The organism is Pediococcus acidilactici (assembly GCF_016127815.1).
GTDB lineage: Bacteria > Bacillota > Bacilli > Lactobacillales > Lactobacillaceae > Pediococcus > Pediococcus acidilactici.
In genome coordinates, this window is record NZ_CP066046.1 from 1,887,639 (window position 1) to 1,913,660 (window position 26,022).

At 43.5% G+C, this 26,022-nt stretch carries 21 protein-coding genes and 1 tRNA gene; 20 read left to right on the plus strand and 2 right to left on the minus strand.

The window, feature by feature from the left end:
• Nucleotides 1-414 precede the first annotated feature (414 nt).
• Entirely contained in the window at nucleotides 415-1,473 is a 1,059-nt protein-coding gene (locus I6H64_RS09210; protein ID WP_232623506.1) for a low temperature requirement protein A, read from the plus strand.
• Between the two features lie 30 nt (nucleotides 1,474-1,503).
• Here the strand turns inward: I6H64_RS09210 and I6H64_RS09215 are convergent, their stop codons facing one another.
• Nucleotides 1,504-1,881: a MerR family transcriptional regulator gene (locus I6H64_RS09215; protein WP_008841509.1), complete on the minus strand. Its 378-nt coding sequence runs from the start codon at nucleotides 1,879-1,881 to the stop codon at nucleotides 1,504-1,506.
• Between the two features lie 62 nt (nucleotides 1,882-1,943).
• On the opposite strand from I6H64_RS09215, the gene I6H64_RS09220 reads away from it, so the two are divergent.
• The 3 genes from I6H64_RS09220 to I6H64_RS09230 are packed head-to-tail and all read left to right on the plus strand — an operon-like array spanning nucleotide 1,944 to nucleotide 4,534.
• Entirely contained in the window at nucleotides 1,944-2,897 is a 954-nt protein-coding gene (locus I6H64_RS09220) for an amidohydrolase family protein (protein WP_008841510.1), read from the plus strand.
• Between the two features lie 17 nt (nucleotides 2,898-2,914).
• Nucleotides 2,915-3,922, plus strand: a complete 1,008-nt coding sequence (locus I6H64_RS09225) for an aldo/keto reductase (RefSeq protein ID WP_036685354.1) — start codon at nucleotides 2,915-2,917, stop codon at nucleotides 3,920-3,922.
• 24 nt (nucleotides 3,923-3,946) lie between these two features.
• Nucleotides 3,947-4,534, plus strand: a complete 588-nt coding sequence (locus tag I6H64_RS09230) for a sugar O-acetyltransferase (RefSeq protein WP_008841512.1) — start codon at nucleotides 3,947-3,949, stop codon at nucleotides 4,532-4,534.
• 180 nt (nucleotides 4,535-4,714) lie between these two features.
• Here the strand turns inward: I6H64_RS09230 and I6H64_RS09235 are convergent.
• A tRNA-Lys gene (locus tag I6H64_RS09235) sits at nucleotides 4,715-4,787 on the minus strand.
• A gap of 396 nt (nucleotides 4,788-5,183) precedes the next feature.
• On the opposite strand from I6H64_RS09235, the gene yycF reads away from it, so the two are divergent.
• The 16 genes from yycF to I6H64_RS09315 all read left to right on the plus strand — a co-directional run bounded on the left by yycF (nucleotide 5,184) and on the right by I6H64_RS09315 (nucleotide 26,017).
• Nucleotides 5,184-5,885: a response regulator YycF gene (yycF, locus tag I6H64_RS09240; RefSeq protein ID WP_002829394.1), complete on the plus strand. Its 702-nt coding sequence runs from the start codon at nucleotides 5,184-5,186 to the stop codon at nucleotides 5,883-5,885.
• A gap of 406 nt (nucleotides 5,886-6,291) precedes the next feature.
• Entirely contained in the window at nucleotides 6,292-8,139 is a 1,848-nt protein-coding gene (walK, locus tag I6H64_RS09245; protein ID WP_036685326.1) for a cell wall metabolism sensor histidine kinase WalK, read from the plus strand.
• Nucleotides 8,139-9,434: a YycH family regulatory protein gene (locus I6H64_RS09250; RefSeq protein ID WP_056985128.1), complete on the plus strand. Its 1,296-nt coding sequence runs from the start codon at nucleotides 8,139-8,141 to the stop codon at nucleotides 9,432-9,434. Before walK ends, I6H64_RS09250 begins: the two co-directional genes overlap by 1 nt.
• An 11-nt stretch (nucleotides 9,435-9,445) precedes the next feature.
• A complete protein-coding gene (locus I6H64_RS09255; RefSeq protein WP_008841515.1) occupies nucleotides 9,446-10,360 on the plus strand; it encodes a two-component system regulatory protein YycI in 915 nt (304 codons plus the stop codon).
• 42 nt (nucleotides 10,361-10,402) lie between these two features.
• Entirely contained in the window at nucleotides 10,403-11,206 is an 804-nt protein-coding gene (locus I6H64_RS09260) for an MBL fold metallo-hydrolase (protein ID WP_002829398.1), read from the plus strand.
• Nucleotides 11,207-11,323: 117 nt separating this feature from the next.
• Complete coding sequence (locus tag I6H64_RS09265; protein WP_008841516.1) at nucleotides 11,324-12,547, plus strand: S1C family serine protease; 1,224 nt, start codon at nucleotides 11,324-11,326, stop codon at nucleotides 12,545-12,547.
• Nucleotides 12,548-12,828: 281 nt separating this feature from the next.
• Nucleotides 12,829-13,938, plus strand: coding sequence for a non-hydrolyzing UDP-N-acetylglucosamine 2-epimerase (gene wecB / locus I6H64_RS09270; protein ID WP_008841518.1), 1,110 nt, complete (start codon nucleotides 12,829-12,831; stop codon nucleotides 13,936-13,938).
• A 528-nt stretch (nucleotides 13,939-14,466) separates the two neighbouring features.
• Complete coding sequence (locus I6H64_RS09275; RefSeq protein ID WP_008841519.1) at nucleotides 14,467-15,888, plus strand: glycoside-pentoside-hexuronide (GPH):cation symporter; 1,422 nt, start codon at nucleotides 14,467-14,469, stop codon at nucleotides 15,886-15,888.
• Between the two features lie 21 nt (nucleotides 15,889-15,909).
• Complete coding sequence (locus I6H64_RS09280) at nucleotides 15,910-17,463, plus strand: tagaturonate epimerase family protein (protein ID WP_008841520.1); 1,554 nt, start codon at nucleotides 15,910-15,912, stop codon at nucleotides 17,461-17,463.
• A 23-nt stretch (nucleotides 17,464-17,486) separates the two neighbouring features.
• Nucleotides 17,487-18,905 (plus strand): glucuronate isomerase, encoded by a 1,419-nt coding sequence (gene uxaC, locus I6H64_RS09285; RefSeq protein WP_008841521.1) that lies wholly within the window; start codon nucleotides 17,487-17,489, stop codon nucleotides 18,903-18,905.
• 24 nt (nucleotides 18,906-18,929) lie between these two features.
• Complete coding sequence (locus I6H64_RS09290) at nucleotides 18,930-20,549, plus strand: mannitol dehydrogenase family protein (protein WP_008841522.1); 1,620 nt, start codon at nucleotides 18,930-18,932, stop codon at nucleotides 20,547-20,549.
• Nucleotides 20,550-20,566: 17 nt separating this feature from the next.
• The gene (locus tag I6H64_RS09295) at nucleotides 20,567-21,556 is read left to right on the plus strand and encodes a D-isomer specific 2-hydroxyacid dehydrogenase family protein (RefSeq protein ID WP_008841523.1); all 990 of its coding nucleotides are present in this window, start codon (nucleotides 20,567-20,569) and stop codon (nucleotides 21,554-21,556) included.
• 19 nt (nucleotides 21,557-21,575) lie between these two features.
• Complete coding sequence (locus I6H64_RS09300; RefSeq protein WP_008841524.1) at nucleotides 21,576-23,120, plus strand: gluconokinase; 1,545 nt, start codon at nucleotides 21,576-21,578, stop codon at nucleotides 23,118-23,120.
• 466 nt (nucleotides 23,121-23,586) lie between these two features.
• A complete protein-coding gene (locus I6H64_RS09305; protein ID WP_008841526.1) occupies nucleotides 23,587-24,483 on the plus strand; it encodes an ABC transporter ATP-binding protein in 897 nt (298 codons plus the stop codon).
• On the plus strand, nucleotides 24,476-25,240 hold the full coding sequence (locus tag I6H64_RS09310; protein ID WP_008841527.1) for an ABC transporter permease: 765 nt from the start codon (nucleotides 24,476-24,478) through the stop codon (nucleotides 25,238-25,240). The genes I6H64_RS09305 and I6H64_RS09310 overlap by 8 nt, the downstream gene beginning before the upstream one ends.
• 6 nt (nucleotides 25,241-25,246) lie before the next feature.
• Complete coding sequence (locus I6H64_RS09315) at nucleotides 25,247-26,017, plus strand: ATP-binding cassette domain-containing protein (protein WP_036685333.1); 771 nt, start codon at nucleotides 25,247-25,249, stop codon at nucleotides 26,015-26,017.
• The last annotated feature ends 5 nt before the right edge of the window (nucleotides 26,018-26,022 follow it).

Consider the following 26,022-nt stretch of genomic DNA (forward strand, 5'->3'; position numbering starts at 1 on the left):
ATGTCTCTTCCAATGCTTATCTAAATAAATATCTGCGTTTTTATTGTTGTTAATTGTGTAAATTCTAAGCTGAAACAGCGTATCCTCTCTTTCATGAAGTGGAGTTATTATATGCTTTAAAAATTTTTGCTTCAAAGGGAAATACCAAAATTTAGCTAACTATTTTTATGAAGTATTTGATCGTTTTTGATATCTACATAGTAATTAATAAAAATACCCTTAAGGAGGCTCGTCGTCTTCATTATCCTATTAGAACATGCCCATTTATTGTGGGAAGTTAAGCGCACTAAATGTTTAGGGTATAATGGTAAATGCTAACAAAAGACGAAAGGACAATCTTAAAGAACGATGAATGATTTAGTTACTAAAAAAGTATCATTAATTGAGCTCTTTTATGACTTGGTTTTTGTATACATGATATCGCAAGCCACAGGTCTAATTCATCATTTACATAATGGAGTAATTGGATTAAGCACTTTTTCTATTTTTGCTTTAGTGGTAATTTTATTTATCAATTCTTGGATGATTCAAACTGTCTTTATCAACCGTTATGGCAACGATTCTTGGTCAAATAAATTATTTATTTTTATTAATATGGCCGTGGTTTTGTATATGTCAAACTCTTTTTCAAGTACGTTTAATCATCAACTGACACCTTTTTTTGGCGCAGCTGCGTTGTTGTCTTTGACCCAAACCATGCAATACGTAATTGTGTATTTAAAAACGACTCAGAATGCAGATAAACAAATTACCTTAGCCTTCAGCGGAATCTTAGCTACGAGGACCTTAGCGTTAACCATCGGGGCTGCTGTTCAAAACCAACTAGGACTACTAGCCGCGTTACTGGGAATCATGATTAGTTGGATTGCACCAAGCTTTACTGGTAAATTAACCGTACGCCGACCAATTATTTTTTCGCACTTACTTGAACGGGCCACGGCTTTAATTATTATTATGTTCGGAGAAATGATTGTAGGAATAGCAGAATATTTCACCCAACGGACGGTTTCGCCTTATTCACTCTTATTATTTGTGCTAGTGGCACTACTTTTCATGACATATGCTACAGAATTTAGCGATCTAATTGAAGAAAAGCAAGGTAGGGAAACGGGGAATCGATTAATTTACCTACATTACTTCATTTTATTTGGGTTAAGTTTAATTACGGTGGCAATTAAGTTTATCCATAGCACTAATGCTAACCTAATTTTTAGCGTTGGATGCCTATATACGGGATTATTGCTGTTTTACGTTGGAATCCTCCTAGGCGGTATTTACAACGAAGTAAGCTTTAAGATTGGAAGTAGACGGGTGTGCTGGATAATAGGCTTTATCTTGCTAGGTTGGGGAGGCACATTGCAGTTGAAAAATGCTACCGAAATAATATTCATTACTGTAGTGGTTGCTCTATTAAATCTACTGATATTAGCTAGGATTGGGCAGAATGGTACTTCTAGGCAAAAAATACAATAAATTTAAAACCTCAGAAATTATAGCCATGACTTAATTTCTGAGGTTTTGTTTATCTGCAGTTGCCGACAAATTTTGAACATCTACAATCTTATCTTTTAGATGGTCAATGGATTGTTGAAGTGTGCGTAATTGCTTTTCGGACTTGGATAACTGTCTTTTTAAGATGGCTAGACGGCTGGGGATAGTTTCGTTTCCCCTTTGGTAAAGTTGAATAAAGTTTTTAATTTCAGTAATGGTCATTCCACAATTTTTAGTGCAAATAATGAAATCCAGTCTTTCTAAATCTTTTTTGGTAAATTCTCGAACGCCATTAACGCGATTAATTGGGCCGAGTAGTCCCTCGCTTTCGTAATAACGCAGGGTGGAAGTAGAAACGTTAAACATTTTAGCAACTTCATTAATTTTCATGGAAAATCCTCCTTGACTTAAAGTGTACTTTAAGCAGTAGAATTGTCAACAATCGCAGAGGGATGGTGTCTAGCGAAGTTATTAAAGGAGGCATTTCAATGGTCGATGTATATGCGCATGTTTTAACGCCTAACTACCTTGCTGAGATATTAAAAATTGCGCCAAATGCTTTAAAAAATAACGAATGGATGCAAAATCCATTATTAACGGATATTAAAAAGCGAGTAAAGACAATGACAGAAGACCAGCAAGAAATCATTTCAATGGTTAACCTGAATCCTGAAGATTGGGTTGCCCCCAATTTAGCGGCTTCCCTGTGTCAATCTGCCAATGCCGAACTTATAGAAAGGGTTGAAGCGCAACCGAAGCACTTTGTGGGCGCCGTAGCGATGTTACCAATGAATAACATTCCTGCAGCGTTATCAATAATTGATCACCAGGTGGCTAACAATAAAGCGTTGGTGGGCGTGCAACTGTTTACTAGAGCGATGAAAAAGCCCATCACAGATCCAAAATATGAGCCGATTTTTGAAAAAATGGCGGGCTTAGGAAAGCCAATTTGGTTGCATCCCGTTTTTGATGAACGCAAATCGGATAATAACCTAACTTTTAGCTGGGAATATGAACAAACAATTGCTATGAATAATATAGTGAATAACGGTTACTTTGAGAAATATCCTAATTTAAAAATAATCGTTCACCATGCCGGAGCAATGATGCCATATTTTGCGCAGCGGATTTATTACATTCAAGGAAAGCATAACTATGAAGATTTCAAAAAATTTTATGTAGATACAGCCCTATTGGGTAATCCAAAGGCCTTAGAGATGGCTGTAGAGTTCTTTGGGGAACTGCATGTATTATTTGGTACAGATACCCCTCTTGGAGTCAAACCGGATGGTCCTACCCAAATTATTAAAAAAGCAATCCAGACAAGCAGTTTAACTAAACAACAAAAAAGAAAAATCTTCGTTGAAAACTGGCAAGATTTAATAATTAACAAACTGAAAGGATGAGTTCAATGAATAAAGATATGCAATATACAACGTTGGGAAAGACTGATATAGCAGTTTCAAAGATGTGTGTAGGCGCAATGAGTTTTGGCAAACCAGGGAGTATGCACGATTGGACACTCGATTATTCAGACAGTGAAAAAGTGATCCGCCACGCCCTTGGTTTGGGGGTCAATTTCTTTGATACGGCAAACTCTTATTCTGAAGGAACTAGCGAAGAATACCTGGGACGCGCGCTTAAAGAGAATAAAATTCCTCGTGATCAAGTAGTTTTAGCTTCTAAAGTTTATTTCAATCCGGGACGATTATCTAAAGCGGCGATTCACCGAGAAATTGAGGGCTCTTTACGACGCTTGAACACGGATTACTTAGATTTATATATTATTCATCGATTTGATTATGAAACACCAATTGAAGAAACAATGGAAGCTTTAAATGATTTAGTAAAGGCTGGTAAAGTACGTGCGATTGGTGCTTCAGCAATGTATGGCTATCAATTTTATAATATGCAGCAAATTGCCAAGGAACACGGCTGGGCGCAATTTCAAACTATGGAGAACCACTACAACCTGCTTTACCGGGAAGATGAACGTGAATTAATTCCAATTTGTAATCAAATGCAAGTGTCATTAATGCCATACAGCCCGCTAGCAGCGGGACATTTAAGTCATAAGGCTTGGCAGGCGAACACTTTACGTAGTCAAACCGACCGAGTAGCACGTGGAAAATACGATGATTCCCGTTTGGAAGACCAAGAAATTGTTGACCGAGTATCCGAATTAGCTGAAAAGTATGGTGTTTCGATGAGTCAAATAGCCTTGGCTTGGCAATGGAAAAAAGGCGTGGCTGCACCAATTATTGGCTCAACTAAGATGAATCATCTTGATGAAGCAGCAGCTGCGTTATCGATTAACTTATCAGCAGAGGATGTTAATTACTTAGAAGAATTATATGTACCACATAAGATAATTGGGGCGCTTGACGAAAATCCAGCTGAAGGAACCGTCCTAATTGACGAGAAAAAATAATGATTTTGTTAGGAGAGTGTACACATGCTAAGCGAACATGAAAAATTATTAGCGGGAAAAGACTATGATTACCGGGATCCCGAAATTCAAACAATGATCCAGAATGCCCAGAATGTGACGAAAGAAATTAATCAGACTCAGGATTTTAGTAAAAGAATGGCATTGTTTAAGAAACTATTTGCAGACGTGGGCGAAAATGTAACCATAATGAGTCCTTTTCGAGTTACGTACGGAAAACATATGCGACTGGGAAATGATGTATTAATAAACGCTAATGCCAATTTTTTGGATGCTAATTTGGTCACCATTGGTGATCGGGTGTTAATTGGACCGGACGTTAAGTTTTATTGTGGTGAGCATTCGATTGATGCAAGCAAACGTTTTGGAAAGCGCTCAGATGGGAGTTCCTACGTTATTTCCACTACCAGACCTATTGAGGTTGGAAATGATGTGTGGATTGGAGGAAACGTCACTATTCTTCCTGGGGTAAAAATTGGCAACAATACAATTATTGCGGCCGGAGCCGTAGTCAATAAGGACGTCCCTGATAATGCTATCTTTGGCGGAGTGCCAGCAAAGAAGATCAAAGATTTGCCAGTACTTGATCGCTAGTGATTTAGAAATCTAAAACTCTATAAATAAAATAGAGATATAGTCCAAAAAAATTTGAGCACAAAAAAACCAGCACTCATTTAATTGCTGTTTTTTTGTTAAAGAGAAAAATGTAGACAACAAAAAAATCAGCAACCACGGCCTGACGCAGCGTGATTACTGATTAGTGTGTCTATGTAATGGGTGGTCAGGGGATCGAACCCTGGACCCACGGATTAAGAGTCCGTTGCTCTGCCAGCTGAGCTAACCACCCATGTGATTGATGTCCTCATCAACTCGACTTAAATATAGTAGCATGAAAAAAAAATCATGACAACACTTTTTTTGAATTTTTTTCAAAAAAAGTTAAAAAAAGTGAAATTTTAGCTAATAAGGGGCTGCGAGAGCGTTACCATTCAAATTTGAGCGCATGTGGTATAATTGACAGAAACGAATGGGATAGACCTTTGCCTAAAAAAATGGCAAAAAAATCCGCAACTTTTTTTGAATTTGTATTTATATGGACAAAATCGGATTAGTAAATTTGGTTGACGGTAGCTTAATGTGAAATTGAAGCACTAAGCCGGTGACCAAACGTTTGAAAATTAATTAAGTGTCTGTCCCAACTTCTTACAACTAATGGCAGATATATCTTCTGAGGAGGGCAAACATGCCAAAAATTTTAGTAGTAGATGATGAAAAACCAATTTCCGACATCGTCAAGTTTAATTTAGATAAGGAAGGTTACGATGTGGTAACTGCTTATGACGGCGAAGAAGCGCTAGAAAAAGTAGAATCCGAGGAACCGGACCTAATCCTATTAGACTTAATGTTGCCAAAAATTGATGGGTTAGAAGTTGCTCGCCAAGTGCGGGCCAAGCATAACATCCCAATCATTATGGTAACCGCTAAGGATTCGGAATTGGATAAGGTTGTTGGATTGGAACTTGGTGCGGATGACTACGTTACCAAGCCGTTCTCCAATCGGGAACTGGTAGCGCGGGTAAAAGCTAACTTGCGTCGGCAGGATCAATTCCAACAAAGCAATGAAGAAGTAAAAAATAACATTAAGATTGGCCCACTAGTAATTAATTCGGATTCGTATTCGGTAACTCGGGACGGTGCGCAATTAGATTTGACGCACCGGGAATTTGAATTGTTACATTACTTGGCACAACATACGGACCAAGTGATGACCCGGGAACATCTCTTACAAACGGTGTGGGGCTACGATTACTTTGGCGACGTGCGGACGGTCGACGTAACGGTGCGGCGGTTGCGCGAAAAAATTGAGGAAACGCCAAGTAATCCGCAAATTTTGGTAACGCGCCGGGGAGTAGGATATTATTTGAGGAATCCGGAAACGGACTAGAGAGTGGAAGCCCTCGGTTAGCTTTTGAGGATTAACAGAATTCTAGCATTAATCGTGTTTTTGGCGATTGATGCTAGAATTTGGTTAACCGCAAGAAATCGGGCTGCGAAACTCATTTCAACTAATTAATAGAAAAATATCGGTCGCTGCGCCATCGCAATGGAGGTGGAAGTAGCGCCCGTTTAACTATGGAATGGGTTATGATGCCTGCCTAACTCAGCGAACGGCTTAAACGCCAACTCAACGGTTGCAAAAGCGCATCACGATTAATAACCTTTGACCAGTAGTACTTAGTTACCGGAGTTCGGTAAGAATCCCCATGGCTAAGCAGGCTGGCCTATTTGAGGCACGCAATTGCCGATTTGTTTCCTTAACTAATCAATTAGTTAGAACTCGGGGAGTTTAAATGAATAAGCGAACAAATTTTTTTAGATCAATCAATTTTAAAATAGCTCTAGTGTTTGCAATGTTGCTGGTGGTAACGTTGGAAGTCGTTGGAGTTATTTTTGTGCGTCAATTGGAGACGCAAAACTTAAGCCAGTTCAAGTCGCAAGTCCAACTCCAACCGTACGTGGAAAATGAAATTAGCGCGCAACTTGAGCGCAGCAACACGAAAAAGGCGAACGACCAAATTGCGGACATTATTGGCAATATTAATAACCAAAACATCACGGAAATTCGAGTAATTGATGCTAAGGGAGTTATTCGCGGGACTAGTAATAATGCCGATCGAAGCATGGTCGGACAAAAAACTACCGACCGGAACGTCAAGGACGTTATTTATAACACCCGCAGTTACCAACAAATTTCTTATAATAAAACGAATAACACGCGTTACTTTATTTCGGTGGTTCCCCTCATTAACACGTCGGGAGCTACCAATAATTTGACGGGTGTTGTTTACATTCGGGCCAACTTAGAGTCGGTTTACCAAAACGTGAATAACATTACGCTTATTTTCGTGGTGGCGGCCCTAATTGCGATTACGATTGGTCTTTTCCTTGCGGTCTTAATTGCGCGGGCGATTACGCGACCAATTGAAGAAATGCGGCAACGGACCATGCAAATTGCCCGGGGAGATTACTCCGGACAAGTCCAGATTTACGGTGACGATGAGCTTGGCCAACTTGCCGCGGCCGTTAACGACTTGTCGGTTCGGGTTGAAGAATCGCAAGAACTGACCGAATCAGAACGACGGCGGTTAGACTCGGTCTTGGGTTACATGACCGACGGGGTGCTGGCGACGGATCGCCGGGGTCGAATTACGATCGTCAACGAAATGGCAACGGACTTTTTGAATTTGGAAAACGACCAAATTGTGGGCAAGTCAATTTTAGACATTTTAGACTTACGCGGTTCGGTAACGCTGCGTGATTTATTGGAAAATCAAGATCCCGAAGTGTTAGATTTGTCTACCGATGAACAGGATTTGATTTTGCACGCCTCCTTTGCCCTGATTCAACGGGAATCCGGGTTTATTAGCGGGTTAGTTTGCGTGCTTCATGACGTTACTGAACAACAAAAAATTGACCAAGACCGGAAACGCTTCGTATCTAACGTTTCGCATGAGTTACGGACGCCGCTGACCAGCATGAAGAGCTACATTGAAGCACTTGTCGATGGGGCTTGGAAGGATCCGAACGTTGCGCCAAACTTCTTGAAAGTTACCCAAGAAGAAACCGATCGGATGATGCGGATGATTAATGATCTGCTAAATCTGTCCCGAATGGACTTGGGGACGGCGCGGTTAGATAAAGAATACGTTAATTTAAACGAGCTATTTAACCACATTCTGGATCGTTTTGATATGATTTTGAAGAATGGGGAAAAATCGGAGAAAAATTACACCATTAAACGGGATTTCACCCGGCGCGATATCTGGGTTGAAGTGGATACGGATAAAATTCAACAAGTGTTGGATAATATTATGAATAACGCCATCAAATATTCTCCGGATGGCGGGGTAATCACTTGTCGGCTGGTTGAGACCCATAACCACGTGATCATGAGCATTACTGACCAAGGACTTGGAATTCCCAAAGAAGCGATTAGTCACGTCTTTGACCGATTTTATCGAGTGGATAAAGCGCGGTCTAGAGCACAAGGCGGTACTGGGCTAGGGCTAGCAATTTCCAAGGAAGTGGTCCAAATGCACGGTGGCCGGATTTGGGTAGAAAGTCGCGAAGGCGAAGGTTCGACCTTCTACATTTCGCTACCGTACGAACCGTTTGAGGAAGGGGATGCTTGGGAATAATGAAGGATACGAAAACCCGGCGCATTATTCGCCACGCGCTTTTAGCAATTTTAGCGATTATGAGCATTAGCCTTTCGTGGTTAATTTGGACGAATCCGGCGCGTTACGGCGGCTCACGCCATATTGCAAACGAAAAAGTTCAGTCTAACCAAGTTAAACGGGACATGAGCGACGTAATTTTACCTACTCAAATTATTTACACTAACCATGATAAACAACAATTAATTAATAATTCTAAGAAAAATTTACCAAAAATGATCGTGGCCGAGGTTAGTAAATGGCGTTTGGAAAGCTCCACGCGAGTATCACGCGGCAATAAGGAACGGTTTATGGATTACGCCACCATGGATCGTAGCGTAATGCTGAAATATCCTAGCAACATTACCACGCAAATTTTTAATGGAGTTTACGATCAGAAGTTAAATTCCAATTACGAAATTAGCCAAGTGGTGATTAATCTAGATAAACGAAACGAGTTTTTCTTACTTAATGATAAAACTTACGACGTTTATCAAATTAAAGTCAGCAGGCAGAACTTAAAGAATTTACGACAACTAGTGCAGGGAAATGACCAAGTTTATGCAGTTAAAGAAACGGTCATGAATCATCGGCTGATCAACGATTACTATAAGGCTCCGGCGGTACCATACAACAGCTTTTTGATTAACGAGGAAAGCAGCAGCGTATTTACGGCCAACTTGTTGACCAACACGGATGCGGATTCAATTGATACCAAAAAGACCAAGGATGGGGTGGTGTACGTAACTAACGACAACACGAAACGCCTTCTTGTCCGTAATAATGGTCAGGTAACTTTTAATAATGCGAGCGGTAATGGCGGCGGAGATGGCCTGAATAATAATATCGAGAAGAGCTTCTTGCAGATGAAACAACTGGGAGTGCAAGCTGATACCAACGTGCGCTACTTTGATTTCCAATTAGCTAAACGGCAGGCGGAATTCCGCGATTACGTCGCCGGATTCCCGATTTTCAATGAGGATGGTTTAGGCACGATTAAGGTTGCCCGGCAATCCAACGAACTGACAACGTCTTTTTCAATTTACAACTTACAGGTGCCAGTTCCTTCTAAAGGAGGTACCAAACAGCTGCCTACGACTGAAGAAGTACTAAATCAGCTTAGTTACCAAGGAATTAACCCTAAAGATATCAAAGACATTGAAATTGGATATCAATGGGCGGGTAAAGTAGCGGCCAACACGACGGTAGAATTAGAACCAACGTGGTACGTTAATTATCGTGGTGAATGGACGGCCTACCAAAATTTGGCTAGCTAAGGAGGAACGAAATGGATTTTAGGAGAATTGAAGTAATCTTCATCGTGGTTTTTGCCATCTTAAACGCCTATTTATTCGGTTCCTACTGGCAATACCAAATGGAATCGGGCACGGTCACGTCGTCAAATACTAGCGCGAGCACGTCCATTTTAAAGGAGATGCGTAACGACCAGATCACGTATATGCCACTTTCTAACAAGAAAAAGGAAGGGTATTACGCCCAAAGCAAAGTGGATACTTCCCTCAAGGGTGGCATTAAGCACCTTACTGGGCAAAATGCACGCGTGGTTGATAATAAGTTGTATAGCACGATCACCGATCCATTTACCATCGATCCCAAAGATCCCCAGAAGGCTTTAGACCGCTTTTTAAAGGATCGGGAAAACGTAATTGCTGGCACGCAGTATCAGTACAATGCGAACTTAAGCAGCGATACGCAAGTGGTTTATACCCAGATGATTGACCAGCGTCCGGTATATTCTAAGGACGGCCAACTTATTTTTTACGTAAATACCAGTAATCAAGTTACCGGCTACGTGCAAGGTCATTTGGTAGCTAAAAAACAGCTTCGTGAAGAAAGCGAATTGATTAGTCAATCGCGGGCGGTCACCCTGCTGTACCAATACAACGAAATTCCCAATAACTCCAAAATTGAGTGGGCTAATTTGGGATACACGAGGTTGCTAAGCACTGATGAGGGTGCAGTCTACGTGCCTACTTGGGTAATTGGAATCAAAAACAAAAATAGTGCTAATATTGAGGTTAAACGAATTAATGCCTTTTCGGGAGTGTTGATCAAAAAAGACGGTCAAACCCCAGTAAAGAAGGCTAAAACCACGGATAAAGCAGCTGCTACGGATCCGAACGGCACGAGTGCTGAATCTGCAGAGGACGGTACTGCGTCAACAAATAGTTCGAACGCATAAATTATTGTTAATGGATTAAATTTTAAGTAGGAAGGTCAAAAGATGAGCGAAGAGGGTTTGAAAGTTAGCGTGCTTTCCAGTGGAAGCACCGGAAACGTTACCTACATTGAGACACCCGAACATAAGGTGCTGGTAGATGCAGGATTGAGCGGCAAAAAAATTGCCGGGTTAATGGAAAGTGTCGGTCGGGATATTCATGAGGTGGACTCCTTATTTGTCACCCACGAACATTCTGATCACATTCAAAGTGTCGGAGTGTTAGCTCGAAAGTACGGGATCAACGTTTACGCAAACCGGGGTACTTGGGATGCCATTAAAAATAAGGTCGGTAAAATTCCTACCGAACAAAAGTACATTTTTGATCCCAATACGACTAAGTCTTTGGATGACTTGGATATTGAAAGTTTTGCGGTGTCACATGACGCTGCTGAACCGCAATTTTACGAATTTCATCACGCGGGAAAATCGTTCGTAATATTAACGGATACGGGATACGTGTCAGACCGGGTTGCGGGCACAATTCGCAATGCCGATGGCTACCTGTTTGAAGTAAATCACGATACGGAAATGTTGCGGATGGGCGGCTACCCGTGGCCGCTTAAACAGCGAATCATGGGCGATCACGGTCATTTATCAAATGAAGACGGGGCCAACGCGCTCATGGACGTGATTGGCAACCGTACTAAGAAAATTTACTTAGGTCACTTGAGTTTGCATAACAACATGAAGGAATTGGCCCATCTAACGGTGAGTTCCATGATGCAAAACCATGATTTAGCGGTTGGCCATGATTTTGAAATTCTAGATACGGACCATGAAAAAGCGGACCCGCTGGCTTTAATCTAATTTTTAACCTTTTAGGAAATTTACCGAGTAAATTCATACAAATAACATAAATTACAGGCTATAATAGGCCGTAACGGGAATATTGTATGAGGAGGGAGCGGGAATCCGCGACGTGTTATGAAAAATAATAAAATTATTATCACGGCTGCCATTGCAGGTTTGCTTGGCGGTGGGGTTGCCTATGGTGGGGCGAGTTTTGTACAAAATCGAATGGAAGCCACCACTACGGCAGTTCCAACTGGTTCAAATAAATCAGGGGAAACCCAGACAAGCAACGTGAAGGTTAACGTTAGCAGTCAATCTTCAAAAGCATTTTCTACGGTAAAGGATTCCGTAGTTTCCGTAATTAATTTGCAAAAAGAAAATACGGGCGACACCGACAATATTTTAAATTCAATTTTTGGGGACAGTGAGTCCTCGTCAAGCAAGTCTTCTTCTGATAAGCTTCAAACGGCTTCGGAAGGGTCCGGGGTAATTTATAAGAAGAGCGGCGACACCGCGTACATCGTTACGAATAACCACGTGGTCAGCGGCTCAAATTCGCTTGAAGTTATCATGAGCAATGGAAAGAAGCTACCAGCTAAAATTGTGGGAACCGATAGCGTAACCGACCTAGCAGTCCTCAAGATTAACTCTGCTCCGGTAACCACCGTGGCAAGTTTTGGCGATTCTGACAACATCAAAGTTGGAGAGACAGCGTTGGCAATTGGTTCACCACTAGGTTCGGAATACGCAACTTCCTTGACGCAAGGAATTATTTCGGCGAAGAAGCGGACCATTGAAACGTCAAATAGCAACGGCCAAGGTACTGGCGAAGCGACGGTTATTCAAACAGACGCCGCAATTAACGCTGGTAACTCTGGTGGTCCGTTAATTAACTTGGCGGGTCAAGTCATTGGAATTAATTCGATGAAGCTTTCTTCAAGCGGTAGCTCGACTTCGGTAGAGGGGATGGGCTTCGCCATTCCATCTAATGAAGTGGTTTCTGTAATCGACGAATTAGTGAAGAACGGTAAAATTAACCGTCCGGCGCTAGGAGTAACGTTGGTAGATTTAACGGCAATCTCTTCAGATCAACAAAAATCAATCTTGAAATTGCCTAGCAGCGTAACGGGCGGATCGGTAATCATGTCGGTAGATTCAGGTCCGGCAAAGACTGCGGGCTTGAAGAAGTACGACGTGGTGACGAAAGTTGATGGAAAATCAATCAAGGACACGGCCGAACTTCGCGAAGCACTATACAAGCATAAGGTTGGCGATACCGTTAAGATCGGTTACTACCATAGCGGAAAATACAAGACTACGGACGTTAAATTAACTAAAACAGCAAGTACTAATTAGATAAAATTGCTGGACGGAGAATGAAACAAAAGTCGGGTAATTTGTGAATATTAACTAAAAATCGACTATTATGCCTGAGCTGGGTATAATAGTCGATTTTGGTTTAAGCGGAACCAATTGACTTAAAGCCAGTACGCCCAAATATTAGTTTTTTCAGCCCCTTTTTTGTAGCCAAACCATCCCAACCAGGCTTGAAAGTTAACAAATCTAGATCCAGCGGATGAAACGTAAACGGCGTTCAATGGTAAAATTGGATTAGTAATCGAGCAGGAGGAGAATTTATGAAAAAGATTAAAGTAATGAGTATTTTTGGGACTCGTCCAGAAGCGATTAAAATGGCTCCCGTAGTTAAAGCGATGGCACACGATGAGCGGTTCGCTCCGATTACGGTAGTCACTGGTCAACATCGGGAAATGCTCGATCAAGTCTTGCAGATTTTTAAAATTAAGCCAGATTATGATTTGAACATTATGCAAAAGGACCAGACTTTAAGCAGCATCACTAGCAAGGTTCTTTTGGGGATGGATAAAATTTTGCAGGAGGATCGTCCTGATTTGATTTTGGTGCACGGAGACACCACGACCACATTTTCTGCGGGGCTAAGTGCTTTTTATCACCAAATTCCGGTAGGTCATGTAGAAGCGGGATTGAGAACTTGGAATAAGTACTCGCCATTTCCTGAAGAATTAAACCGCCAGATGACGGACGTGTTGACGGACCTTTACTTCGCGCCAACCACGACTAGTCGGGATAATCTACTCCAAGAAAATCACCCCGAAAAGCAAATTTTTGTTACCGGAAATACCGCGATTGACGCTCTTAAGGACACCGTCAGTGAAGATTACCATAACGAAATTTTAGAAGAAATCGGTAAAGATCATCGAATTATCTTGGTTACCATGCACCGTCGTGAAAACCAAGGGACGCCGATGCAACGAGTTTTCAAAGCAATTCGGCAGGTAGTGGATGAAACTCCCGACGTAGAGGTTATTTTTCCAGTTCATCTGAACCCCAAAGTACAACAGATGGCGGAGGCCGAATTGGGCAATGATCCCCGGATTAAATTGGTTGCGCCATTGGATGTCCTTGATTTTCATAACATTGCGGCTCGCAGTTATTTAATCATGACGGACTCGGGTGGTGTTCAAGAAGAAGCTCCTTCACTAGGTAAACCGGTCCTAGTACTACGGGACACGACGGAGCGGCCAGAAGGGGTTGCGGCCGGAACGTTGAAACTAGTGGGAACCGACCCGCAAGCAGTTAAGAAGCAAATGAACGTCCTCTTGAATGATCCGGCAAAATATGCAGAAATGGCCCAAGCCCAAAATCCGTACGGAGACGGTCACGCAGCAGCTCGGATTTTAGATGCAATTGCCAAAACAATTAAATAATCCTTTTTAGTCAGTAGCAATTCCATGAGAACGCCTTTTGACAAGCGGTTAAGTTAGCTATTATAAAACCGAAATGCCGATTCTTTGACAGACAAGGATTCTAAAATTAAATAGAAAATTCCAATTAATCGTGGTGAAACAACGAGATTGCTTATTATGGAAAGCCCCTCCGGATAAAAAGGAGCGGGCTTTTTTGTAATGGACAGGGTATCGGTCAATTTTCAGTTAATGCTCGTAAACTACCCAACTTTTGTCCCACTCGCTTAAGAATAAAGTAAACGTGCGTATACCAATTTACTCAAAAAAGCCTTTAATAATATTTAATCGCCAGAAAAAGGTAGCGCTTTCATAATGGTTGTGTTAACATAACCGTGTAAGAAAGTCAGCTAATTTTCACGTGAATTTGGACTACATAACTTTCTTGGTTGAGCTAGGATACAGGTTAGATTTTCAAATTAATAGTAGTGGTTGCACAAAAATGTTCACGCGAACATTTTTGGGAGACAACTAATTACGGAGGTAAAAAATATGGCGGACAGTGTACATTCAAACGCGCCGGATCACGAGGTTTTACTCAACGACTCCACCAAGCGAATCCCTAAATCACAACAAATTGCTTATGGATTTGGTGACATGGGGAATGGCTTCATGTTTGACCTTGGGCAAGCTTATTTAACCAAGTTTTGGATCGACGGGACCGGAATTGCTGCCGGAGTCGTCGGGGCAATTTTTGCGTTTACTAAGATTTTTGACGCGGTGATGGATCCCATCGTGGGTGCGGCAATTGATAACCGTAAGCGTGGTAAGCACGGTAAATTCCGGCCGATCATGATGGGGTCGGCAGTAATTTTAGCAATTATGACGGTGGTCACCTTTACCATGCCAAGCGGGTTAACCATGACGCAAAAGATCACCTACGCTTTAGTAACGTACATGATTTGGGGTGTCTTTTACTCCTTAACCAACGACCCCTATGGATCGCTAGCTTCGGTAATGAGCCGGAACTTGGAGGACCGGAGTTTCATGTCCACCACCCGGCAAATTGGTTCGGTAGCGGCCCAATTAATTGCCGGGGTGGCTTTTATCCCATTAATGCAATTGACTAGCGGTGGGCACCCGCTACACGGCTATACCATTTCCGCGGCCATCTTTGGCGTAATGGGGGTACTAGGTTTCTTAGTATGCTTCCTGGGCACGCGCGAAAACCTACATATCAAACGCGACGAGGATGCCAAAAAGGAAGGCATGAAGGACTACTTTAAAGTGGTTTTCACTAACGGACCGTTGGGCGCGTTAGTTTTAATGACGCTGTTTACGATTTCGGCAATGAACACTAATAACCAAATGATGGTCTTTTACGCACAGTACAACCTGGGCAACATCGGTTTGCAACCGGTAATTAACTTCATCATGATGGGCAGTTCGGTTGCCGGGGTCTTCATGGTTCCGTACTTAACCAAACATTTCGGGCAAAAGAAAACTGCCATCGTGAGCTTATTTATCGGGGCGGTGGCTAACGCAATCAACTTCTTCTTGCCGACAAATTTGTACACCTTCATCTTGTTCGTGACGATTGGTTACGTAGCGTTAGCAATCCCGAACGGAATTACTTGGGCAATGGTTTCTAACGTTATTGATTATGGTGAATGGCATACCGGCACACGTAAAGAGGGAATCACGTACGCCGCGTTTAACTTCTCGCGGAAAATCGCCCAATCAATTGCGGCGTTAGTTTCTTCGGGATTGTTGGCAATTACGGGTTACGTGGCTAACCACACGCAAACTGGTTCTGCGCTCAACGGAATTAAGATTGCGATGACTTTATACCCGGCAATTTGTTTGGCACTGGCTGGTGTGATTTTACTGTTCTTGTTTAAGTTGGATGACGATAAGTTTAACCGGATTTCTAATGACCTAGACCATGGCCGTTGGGAAAAGGGCACTTTGTAATTTAAGAAAGAGGTAATTGGAATGGCTTTAGAAAATTTACTATTGGATGTTAAAAAATTGATTGAAAATCCGGATGCGGACGTTGACGAGGGAATTTACCGCCCTTCAGTACAAATTGACCGGCGCAACGTTTACTTTATCTATCGCGAAGGAATTAAGAAAAGCCTGGTAGTTTACGAAGATGCCCGCAACGCTCGCGATTTCCAAGCTGACGAGACCTTAGTTGATGACGACTACGTTTTATTGAAGGGCCCGCTGAACTTCTTCAATAACCAAGCGCTAGCAAAACGGTTTGCCTGGATTAAACCGTCTTCCCGGCACGGTCACAAGTACACGCTTGGCTTAGGCGACCGGCTCGGAATTGCGTCTAACGCCCATTTGAAATTGTTAAAGGGACGCGGCATTTTCCCCGTACTCGCCCAACAATCAATTCGGGAACTGTTATTGAGTAACCGGACCTTCACCGACGTAATTGAAGCAGCATCATGGTCAGTTTTTGAAGAAGGCTACCGCGACGGCTGGGGTGCGGATGGCGACCACGTTAAGAATGCGTACGAAATTGACTACGCGGTACGTTCGGGCGCAACGATGATTACTTTAGACCTCACCGAAAAGACCCATACCGAATACTTAGCTTATTCAGATGAAGATTTGGACGCGAAGTATAACGAATTAGCCCCTGAAATTCGCGAAAAATTTGAAAAGAAGTACCTCAACCACCGCTTTGAATTAGGCAACGGCGACGTGGTCGAATTTAGCCCCCGGGACTTGAAGGAAGCGGTGTTGGCCTTTAACGAAGGGGTCCTCTTCGCAGAATGGGTCAACGAAAAGTTTGTTAAACCATACGCCTTGGATTTTGAAGTTTCGGTTGACGAGACACCGGTTTCTACAACTCCTGCACAACACTACTTCTTTGCCAACGAATTGGCCGATGCTGGAATTACTCCCGAAACCTTGGCTCCCCGTTTCTACGGTGAATTCCAAAAGGCGATTGACTACATTGGCGACCTTGACCGGTTTGAAAAAGACTTTGGCGAACACGAAGCGATTGCCGAGAAGTTTGGCTACAAACTTAGCGTACATTCCGGTTCCGATAAACTTTCGGCTTATCCAGTAATTGCCCGTTTGGCTAACCAGCACGGTTGGCACGTTAAGACGGCGGGAACTAACTGGCTTGAGGCGCTCCGGGTGGTTGCTCACGAAGATCCCCAATTTATGCTGGAACTTTACAAGTTTAGCTATGACAACCTTGATGACGTAAAAGACTTCTACGTCTTCAACGCGCAAACCGATGGCAAGGCACCCAAGCCTGAAGACCTCACCGAAAAAGACGTCAACATGCTGCTCGTGGATGACGACGCACGGCAAGTTTTGCACACGATGTACGGTTCGATCCTCGGGTACACCGAAAACTACCAATATGTATACCGGGACCGTTTGTTTGATATTTTGCTTCATCACGCTGACGAATACGACAAGTACTTGAGCTTGCACATGGCGGAACACGTTGACCTATTACAAGGAATCGAAACCACGAAACAAGCTGTTTTAGATAAATACGAACCCCAAGACTAAATCAATAAAGGAAGGTAGCAGTCATGAAATTACTTGATAAAGACTTTTTGCTGGAAAACGAAATGGCGAAGACCCTTTTCCACGATTACGCAGAAAAGATGCCGATTATTGATTATCACTGTCATTTAAGTCCCCAAGCAATTTACGAAAATAAAAACTATCCCAACATTAGTCGCATTTGGCTAAACGAAGGCACCTACGGAGACCACTACAAGTGGCGTTTAATGCGGGCCAACGGGGTTAGCGAAGATTTAATTACCGGTGACGGTGACGAATACCAAAAATTTCTGGCATGGGCGGATACCATTGAACATGCGTATGGTAACCCACTTTACGAATGGACCCACTTGGAACTACGGCGGTTCTTTGGCATCGATGAACCACTTACCGTTAAATCCGCTCCCCAAATTTGGGAGAAGGCCAACCAATTATTAGCGACCGATGATTTCAAACCCCGTAACTTGATTAAAAATTCCAACGTTAAGCTAGTAGCGACAACTGACGATCCGGCTTCGGATTTGCACTATCACAAACTTTTGCAAGACGAAGAAGCGGAATCCGGCTTCAAGACGGTTCCCGCAATGCGGCCGGATAAACTAATGCAGATTGAAAAACCTGGATTTGGCGAATACTTGCAAACCCTCGCAAAGGCCGCTGGGGTAACCATCAATTCCTTCCAAGATTTGGCGAAGGCGTTACGGCAGCGTTTTGAATTCTTTAAGGACATGGGAAGCCGTTTATCCGACCACTCGTTGCCGTCCTACCACTTTGTGGAGCTATCTGAAGCAGAACTAGACCAGATTTTAACCAAGGCGGCCGATGGAGCAACCCTGACGGAACGCGAACGTGACGGTTACACAACCGCATTGTTGGAAATTTTAATGAAACTCAACAACGAATTTGACTGGGTAATGCAATTCCACATCAATTCGTTGCGGGATGCTAACAAACCAATGTACGAAAAATTAGGTCCGGATACCGGTTTTGACTCAATGGGAACTCAACCAGACATCGTTGACGGCATTCAAAAATTAATGACCAAGATGTCAGCAGAGGGCGTGGTTCCTAAGATGATTTTCTACTCCCTTAACCCAAACGATTGGATGGAATTGGCAACGCTCATGCAATCCTTCCAAGGTCAAACCAAACAACGGATTCAACTTGGAGCAGCCTGGTGGTTTAACGACACTGCCGAAGGGATGGACGAACAGCTCCGGGTCTTTGCCCAACAAAGTCTTTTACCAAACTTCGTCGGGATGTTGACCGACTCCCGGAGTTTCTTATCATATCCGCGGCACGAATACTTCCGGCGGGTACTGTGCAACTTCTTTGGCCGCTTGGTAGCGCAAGGGCGGGTTCCTGACGATGCCGAGATTTTGGGCAAGGTAGTTCAAAACATTGCTTACAACAACGCACACGAATACTTTGGTTTCTTCGATTAAATCAATTTGAGGTGAAAAATAGAAATGGTTAAGCTATCTGATAATTACATTACCCACCGGACCGAGTTTGAAAAGGCCGGAATTAAGGTTCCCACTTACGACCACGATGCCGTTGCGCAAAAAGGGGTGGCCCAACCCCGTTGGATTCACTTCGGAGGAGGCAACCTTTTCCGGGCATTTCACGCGGCCATTGCGGATGAGTTGATTGAACAAGGGGAGTTAGACGCTGGTTTACTAGTAGTCGATACCTTTAGTAAGGAAGTTGTTGAAAGGGTTTACCACGATAATCACAACCAAGTCTTGCGGGTCGTTACCAAAGCGGACGGCACGTTGGAATCCGCAGTCTTTGGTTCGGTTGCAGACGCAGTTTTTGATTCTGCGGAGGCGCCTAGCCAAGAATTACGCAAAGCATTTGAAAGCCAGTCGTTGCAACTAGTTACGTTTTCAATTACTGAAAAGGGCTATGCACTAACAGATGGGGAAGGTAACTTAACCGCTAGCGTAGCCAAGGACGTCGCGGCGGGTCCTGAAAATCCGGTAAATAACATTGCCCGCCTTACTAGTTTACTTTACGACCGCTTCAATCACGGCCAGCTACCGTTAGCATTACTAAGTACTGACAACTTTTCCCAAAACGGGGACCGGTTGAAAAAGTCGGTCTTAACGATTGCTAAAGGCTGGGCGGCAAATCAGTTGGTCGAAGACGAATTCTTAGATTATTTGCAGAACCCGGATAAGGTTAGTTTCCCATTATCCATGATCGATCGGATCACTCCGAACCCTGCCAAAGCAGTAGGGGAAAGCTTAGAGGCCCAGGGCGTGGAAAATATGACCCCGTTTAAAGCTTCGTACGGCGCAATGCTAGCTTCCTTTGCTAACACGGAAGAAGCCCATTACTTGGTAGTCGAAGACGCCTTTCCAAACGGCCGTCCGGCACTCGAAAAGGCTGGGGTAATCGTGACGGACCGGGTGACGGTTAACGATGTTGATGAAATGAAGGTCACAACCTGCTTGAACCCGTTGCACACGGCTTTAGCAATTTTTGGCTCGTTGCTGGATTATCACTCGATTTCCGAAGAAATGAAGAATGCCGATTTGGTGGACTTAATTAAGCAAATTGGTTACGCGGAAGGTTTACCAGTGGTGAAGGATCCGAAGGTAATTAACCCGAAAGCCTTCATTGACGAAGTGGTTGAAAAACGGCTGCCTAATCCATACATTCCCGACACTCCGCAACGTATTGCGACTGACACATCGCAAAAAATGGCGGTGCGCTATGGCGTAACTATTCAACACTATTTGGCAGATCCAACGTTGAAGGTTACCGACTTGAAATTTATCCCGTTAACGATTGCCGCATGGTTGCGTTATCTATTAGCGATTGATGATAAGGGGCAGGCGTTTGAACCTAGTCCAGATCCGTTAATGGACTACCTAAAAGAACAGCTTCAGGGAATTCAACTAGGTGAAAATGCAAACCTCCAAGCCCAAATCAAACCGATTTTGGCTAACCAGAAGCTATTCGGCGTGGACCTGGTAGAAGCTGGTTTGGCAGAACTAATTGAAGCCGACCTAGCGGAAATGCTGCAGGGACCGGGCGCGGTTGCACAAACCCTCCATCAAAAATTAAATCAAGTAAATTAAACAGAGGAGAATGAGAAATGGCAAAATATCGGATTGCGGTCGTCAACTCAAGTAGTTTTGGACAAGTTTTCAAAGAACATTGGCAAGCCCTCGAAGAGATTGGGGAAGTTAAGCGGTTTATGCTGCCGACGGATATCGATGGTAAATCATTGGCAGAAAAGCTACAGGGTTTCAACGTGGTGGTCGCTAGCGTAACCCCGAATTTCAATCAGGAATTCTTTGATAATAAGGATGAACTATTGTTAATTTCACGCCATGGAATTGGCTATAACAACGTTGACCTAGCAGCAGCGAAGGCGCACGGCACGAAGGTCACCATCGTTTCACCGTTAGTAGAAAGAAATGCCGTAGCGGAAAACGTGTTGGCAAACCTAATGGCGCTGGTCCGGCAGACGGTTCCGGCTGGGGATGCAATTAAGGCCGACCATTATGAAGACCGGGCCCGTTTTATGGGCAATCAATTCTCCGGCAAAACTTTCGGGGTAATTGGCGCCGGAAACATTGGTAGCCGGGTAGCGGAACTATTTGGAATCTTTGGCGGACCCGTTTTAATTAACGACCCCGACCCGAAGGCTCCCGAAGGTTGGCTAGAAAACAATAACGTACAAAGGGTGAGCCTGGATGAACTTTTGGAACGGGCTGACTACATTTCGTTGAACGCCTCCTTAAACGATGACGATTATCACCTAATTGACGCAGCCGCTTTAAAGAAGGTCAAAAAGGGCGTTTACTTTGTTAACCACGCGCGGGGTGCGTTGATTGACGAAAATGCCATGTTAGCCGCGGTAGAAGCGGGCCAAGTTGGTGGTTACGCAGCCGACACCATGGAAGTTGAACCAGTGCGGGCGGATCATCCGTTCTTGAAGAACGAACACTTTTTGATTACGCCGCACACCTCTGCTTACACTTACGAATGCTTGCACGGGATGGGTGAAAAATGCGTATCCGATGTGCAAAACATCGTTAACGAACGCCCATTAGTACGGGAATTAACGGCAAAACTTTAATTGAAGGGTAGTATTAATCATGAAATATATCATTGGAATGGATATTGGAACCACCAGTACGAAGGCGGTACTGTTTGACCTAAAGGGTCGGATTGTGCAAGTTGCCCACCAACTTTATCCAATCATTCGCGAAAATGTGGACTCCGCCGAGGAAGATCCGGACGTGATTTACGACGCGACGGTGGCCGTTTTACAGCAGGTTATCCAAACCGCCCATTTTGACGCCGTGCAAGATCAGCTTTTGGCAATTTCGTTAAGTGCACAGCAACATTCCATCATGGGGGTTGATGACGAATTTAACCCGGTGACTAAACTCGCAATTTGGGCGGATAACCGGGCTGAAAAGTATGCCGACCAAGCCAAACGGGACGGTTCGGGACTGGCACTGTACCAACGGACGGGCGTGCCCACCCACCCCATGGCGCCTTACTACAAATTACAATGGTATAAACATGAAGCACCCGCGCGGTTTAAACAAGCTAAGTACTGGCTAGGAATTAAATCGTACATTATTTGGAAATACTTTGGTCAATTTTTGGAAGAACAACCGATGGCGGCGGCCACGGGATTATTTAACACCCGGGAAATGCAGTGGGACGTGGCAGCTTTGCAACAACTAGGATTGCAGGCCTCCCAATTACCACAAGTGGTGGAAGCCACGCATCAGGTCCACGGTTTAAATCCGCAATTAGCAAAACAAATTGGAATCCCTGCGGAAACTCCGTTTGTAATGGGATCTTCGGATGGCGTGGCGACCACCATTGGGGTTGGCGCGGTTCGGAAGGGGCAAATTGCGATTGATATTGGAACTTCGGCAGCGGTACGGACCATGGTGGACGAACCCCAATTTGATCCGAAAGGCCGGATTTACTGCTATCCGGTTTTGCCGGGCAAATGGATTATTGGCGGACCAATTAATAATGGTGGAGTGGTGCTTCGCTGGGCTCGCGACCAGTTTTTCAACGCCGAAAAAAGTACCGCGGAGCTCCTCAACCAAGATCCGTACGACCTGTTGACTAAGATTGCGGGTGAGGCACCAGCCGGATCTAAAGGCTTGCTATTCCATCCTTTCCTAGGTGGTGAACGGGCCCCGATTTGGTCTGGAAATGCGCGGGGATCCTTCTTTGGATTGACGCAGACCCATACGCGAGCGCACATGTTGCGGGCCATTTTAGAAGGAATTGTCTACAACTTGTTCACGGTTAACTTGGCGTTGGAAGAAGTCATGCCGAAAGGTGACCGACAAATTTTGGCGACCGGCGGCTTTGCGCATTCAGAATTATGGAAGCATATTTTAGCCGACGTATTTGAGGAACCGGTGAAGGTCCCTAAGTCGGTTGAGGGGGGCTGCATGGGTGCGATGGTAATCGCCCAAATCAGCTTAGGTTTGGCAAAGGATTTGACGAAGGTCGAGGACTTTTTGGTAAAGGATGCGGTAAATACGTATGAACCAAACCCAGCAAACTTTAGGGCGTACCGTGACCTGATGCCAATCTATATTAGGCTGTCGAGAGAGTTGGCAGGTGAATACGATAGTATAGCGGAGTATCAGAGAACGCATTAGAGTGCTTTCATCCCCGGGTAGTTTCCGAGGATTAACGGAATCAAGGGAATTAATCGCGAACTTTGCGATTGGTTCCCTTGATTTGGTTAACCGGAAGAAACTGGGGATTAAAGCACGTTTCGACAAAGCAGCAGTAGGAATAAGAGCACTGATCGCGGGTTTGGCGATTAGTGCTTTTATTTGGTTAATCGGAGAGCTTTGAGGGCTGGAACACGTTTCGGCAAAATAGCATATAAATAAAAAAGTATCCTCTAATTACTGAGGATACTTTTTTACTGCATACTACTACGCAATTCCAATCGTTACCCATAACCCGTCATTTGTAACAAAACCGCTATTTTTACGTAAAAACTGATTACCATATAGACAACCTTTAAAGCAGCTGACCTGTAGATTAATAAGAAAGCACTAAATAAAGCACGAAAAAGGGGTGACGAATTTGATTAACGTCTTGAACATCCGCTCCGTGAGTAAAGCATACAAACATGGCCAAGTACGTGCTAACGAAAAAATATCAATCAAATTTATTTCAGGAGAAATCACGGCTTTGGTAGGACATAACGGAGCGGGCAAGACAACGTTATTGAAACAAATAATTGGGATTATTCGCCCTGATGAAGGAACGATCACCTACCAAGGACACTCTTTTATTAATGAACCTGAAATTGCGCGAGAAAGTATTGGAATGATGCCTCAATTTAACTTTCCCTTATCAGGAGTGACGGCTAAGCAATCGATTATGGATGGGTTACGCATCAGAGGCGTTGACCGAATCAATAGCAAAAAATTAACTAGTCGGATCATTAAGGAATTGAAAATTGAAGAATGGCAAGACGTGCCCGGTGAAAAGCTATCCGGCGGCCTACAGAGACTAGTTTCCTTTGCAATGACGGTGGCGGTTCCGTTGCCAATTATTATGCTGGATGAACCAACTAACGATGTTGATCCTGTAAGAAGAGTTTTGATGTGGGAGTATTTGCGAAAGCTAGCTAACTGGGGCTGCATAGTGATTATCGTTACCCATAATCTTCTCGAAGTGGAGCGTTATGCGGATCGATTATTATTGTTAGATCATGGAAAACTAATCAGGGATGAACTTGCTAAAACGACTAATTTAAATGGACTTTCCGTCGTGATTTTAGAAGTAAACGTGCGAACTAGGCTTGAAAAGCGGGATTTTCCAACAGCTTTAAAGGTAACGATTGATGAAGAAAATCTTAAGTATCATTTTTACTTGAAAAATGACCAAGTTGGGCCAGCGATTACGTGGGTAACGAAGAAGGTTGAAAATGGAAAAATTGCTCGTTATAACTTAGGACCGCGCCCATTAAATGAAATGTATAAGGAGGCAACCCATGGATAAAAATGCCAATCGATTCATTAAAAATCAACGACTCGGACGAAGCTTTTGGGGGTTAGTTTGTTGGAGTTTGCTAAGACATAAATACTTATTGCCAACGTTTAGCATTGTGCAAGCTTTTCTGTCATTAGCAATCATATACGGTCTGGCACTGCTAATTCCTGATATTCAAACTACAGAAGCCATTTATCTTTCATCAGGAGCGGTGGTAATTGGGATGATTGGCGTGGGATGTGTGTTGGCAGCTCAGATCGTAAGCAGTGCTAAACAAACCGGGGTAGTTGCTTATCAACGCACGCTGCCGGTCAAAAGATACGAAATTATTTTTGCCGATCTAATCATTTGGGGATTAGCGTCCATTCCCGGGATTGTAATGGCATGGATTGCCGCATGCTGGCGGTTTCACCTTAATTTGACGATCAACCCGTTAAGCATAGCGGTGATGGGGTTGGTGCAGGCTACCATGATTCTAATTGGCTTTTCGATTGCCTATTGGCTACCAACGAATATGGTTTCAGTAGCTACGCAAGTCATTATGATTGGTGGTTTATTGTTTTCGCCAATTACGTATCCAGAAGATCGCTTGCCAGAATGGCTAACAACGGCATACAGGGTACTCCCCTTTGTTCCGGCAAGTAAGTTAGTCCGGGCGACAATGTTTCAGATTGGCAGTTTTAAATTTGCTGATTTACTAGCGGTTTTAGTTTGGATGGTGGCGGCTTTTGGTTGTTCGAATAGGGCACTTAATAAGAGGGGGTAAAGAGTTTTGACAACGTTGCAGATTAAAAATTTAAAGAAGAAAATTGGCGGTCGACAAGTTATTGATATTAAAGAGAGCAATTTTCAAAGCCAAAAAATATACGGAATTGTGGGACCTAACGGAACCGGAAAAACAACTTTTTTAAAGTGTGTTTGCGGACTTTTAACGCCGGATGAAGGTGAAATTTATATTAACGGCAAACAAACCACCAATAAAAATCGAGGAGAATTTTTGCGATTGATGGGGTCGGTATTTGCGCAGTCCGATAGTATTTTCGATTTGAGCGTTAACGAGCTCCTTGAAGAGCATTACTATTTCTTTGATTTACCACGACCAAAGAATTGGCAAGTTTTATTAAACAAGGTTGGTTTAAATGTTGACCCTGCAATGAAGCTTGGAGAAATGTCATTAGGAATGCGGCAACGCTTTTTGTTATCAATTGCAATTTCGCACCAGCCCCAAATTTTAATTTTAGATGAACCGTTTAATGGGCTAGATCCCGACGGAGTAGCACAAACAAAGCAAATCATTCGAGATTTTGCGCAAAAAAATCTGGTGATGGTGACCAGTCACTCGTTTGGGGACTTAGCAAACGTGGTTACGGATGTGATGGTGACCAGTCACTCGTTTGGGGACTTAGCAAACGTGGTTACGGATGTGGTGGTGATGGAAAAGGGACGAATGGGGCAAAGCGAAAGTTTAGCCACCATTAATAAACGTTTTGCAGATGGGTTGCTGGGCTTTTACCATAAAGAGATTACCCAATTTAATGGTTAATACAG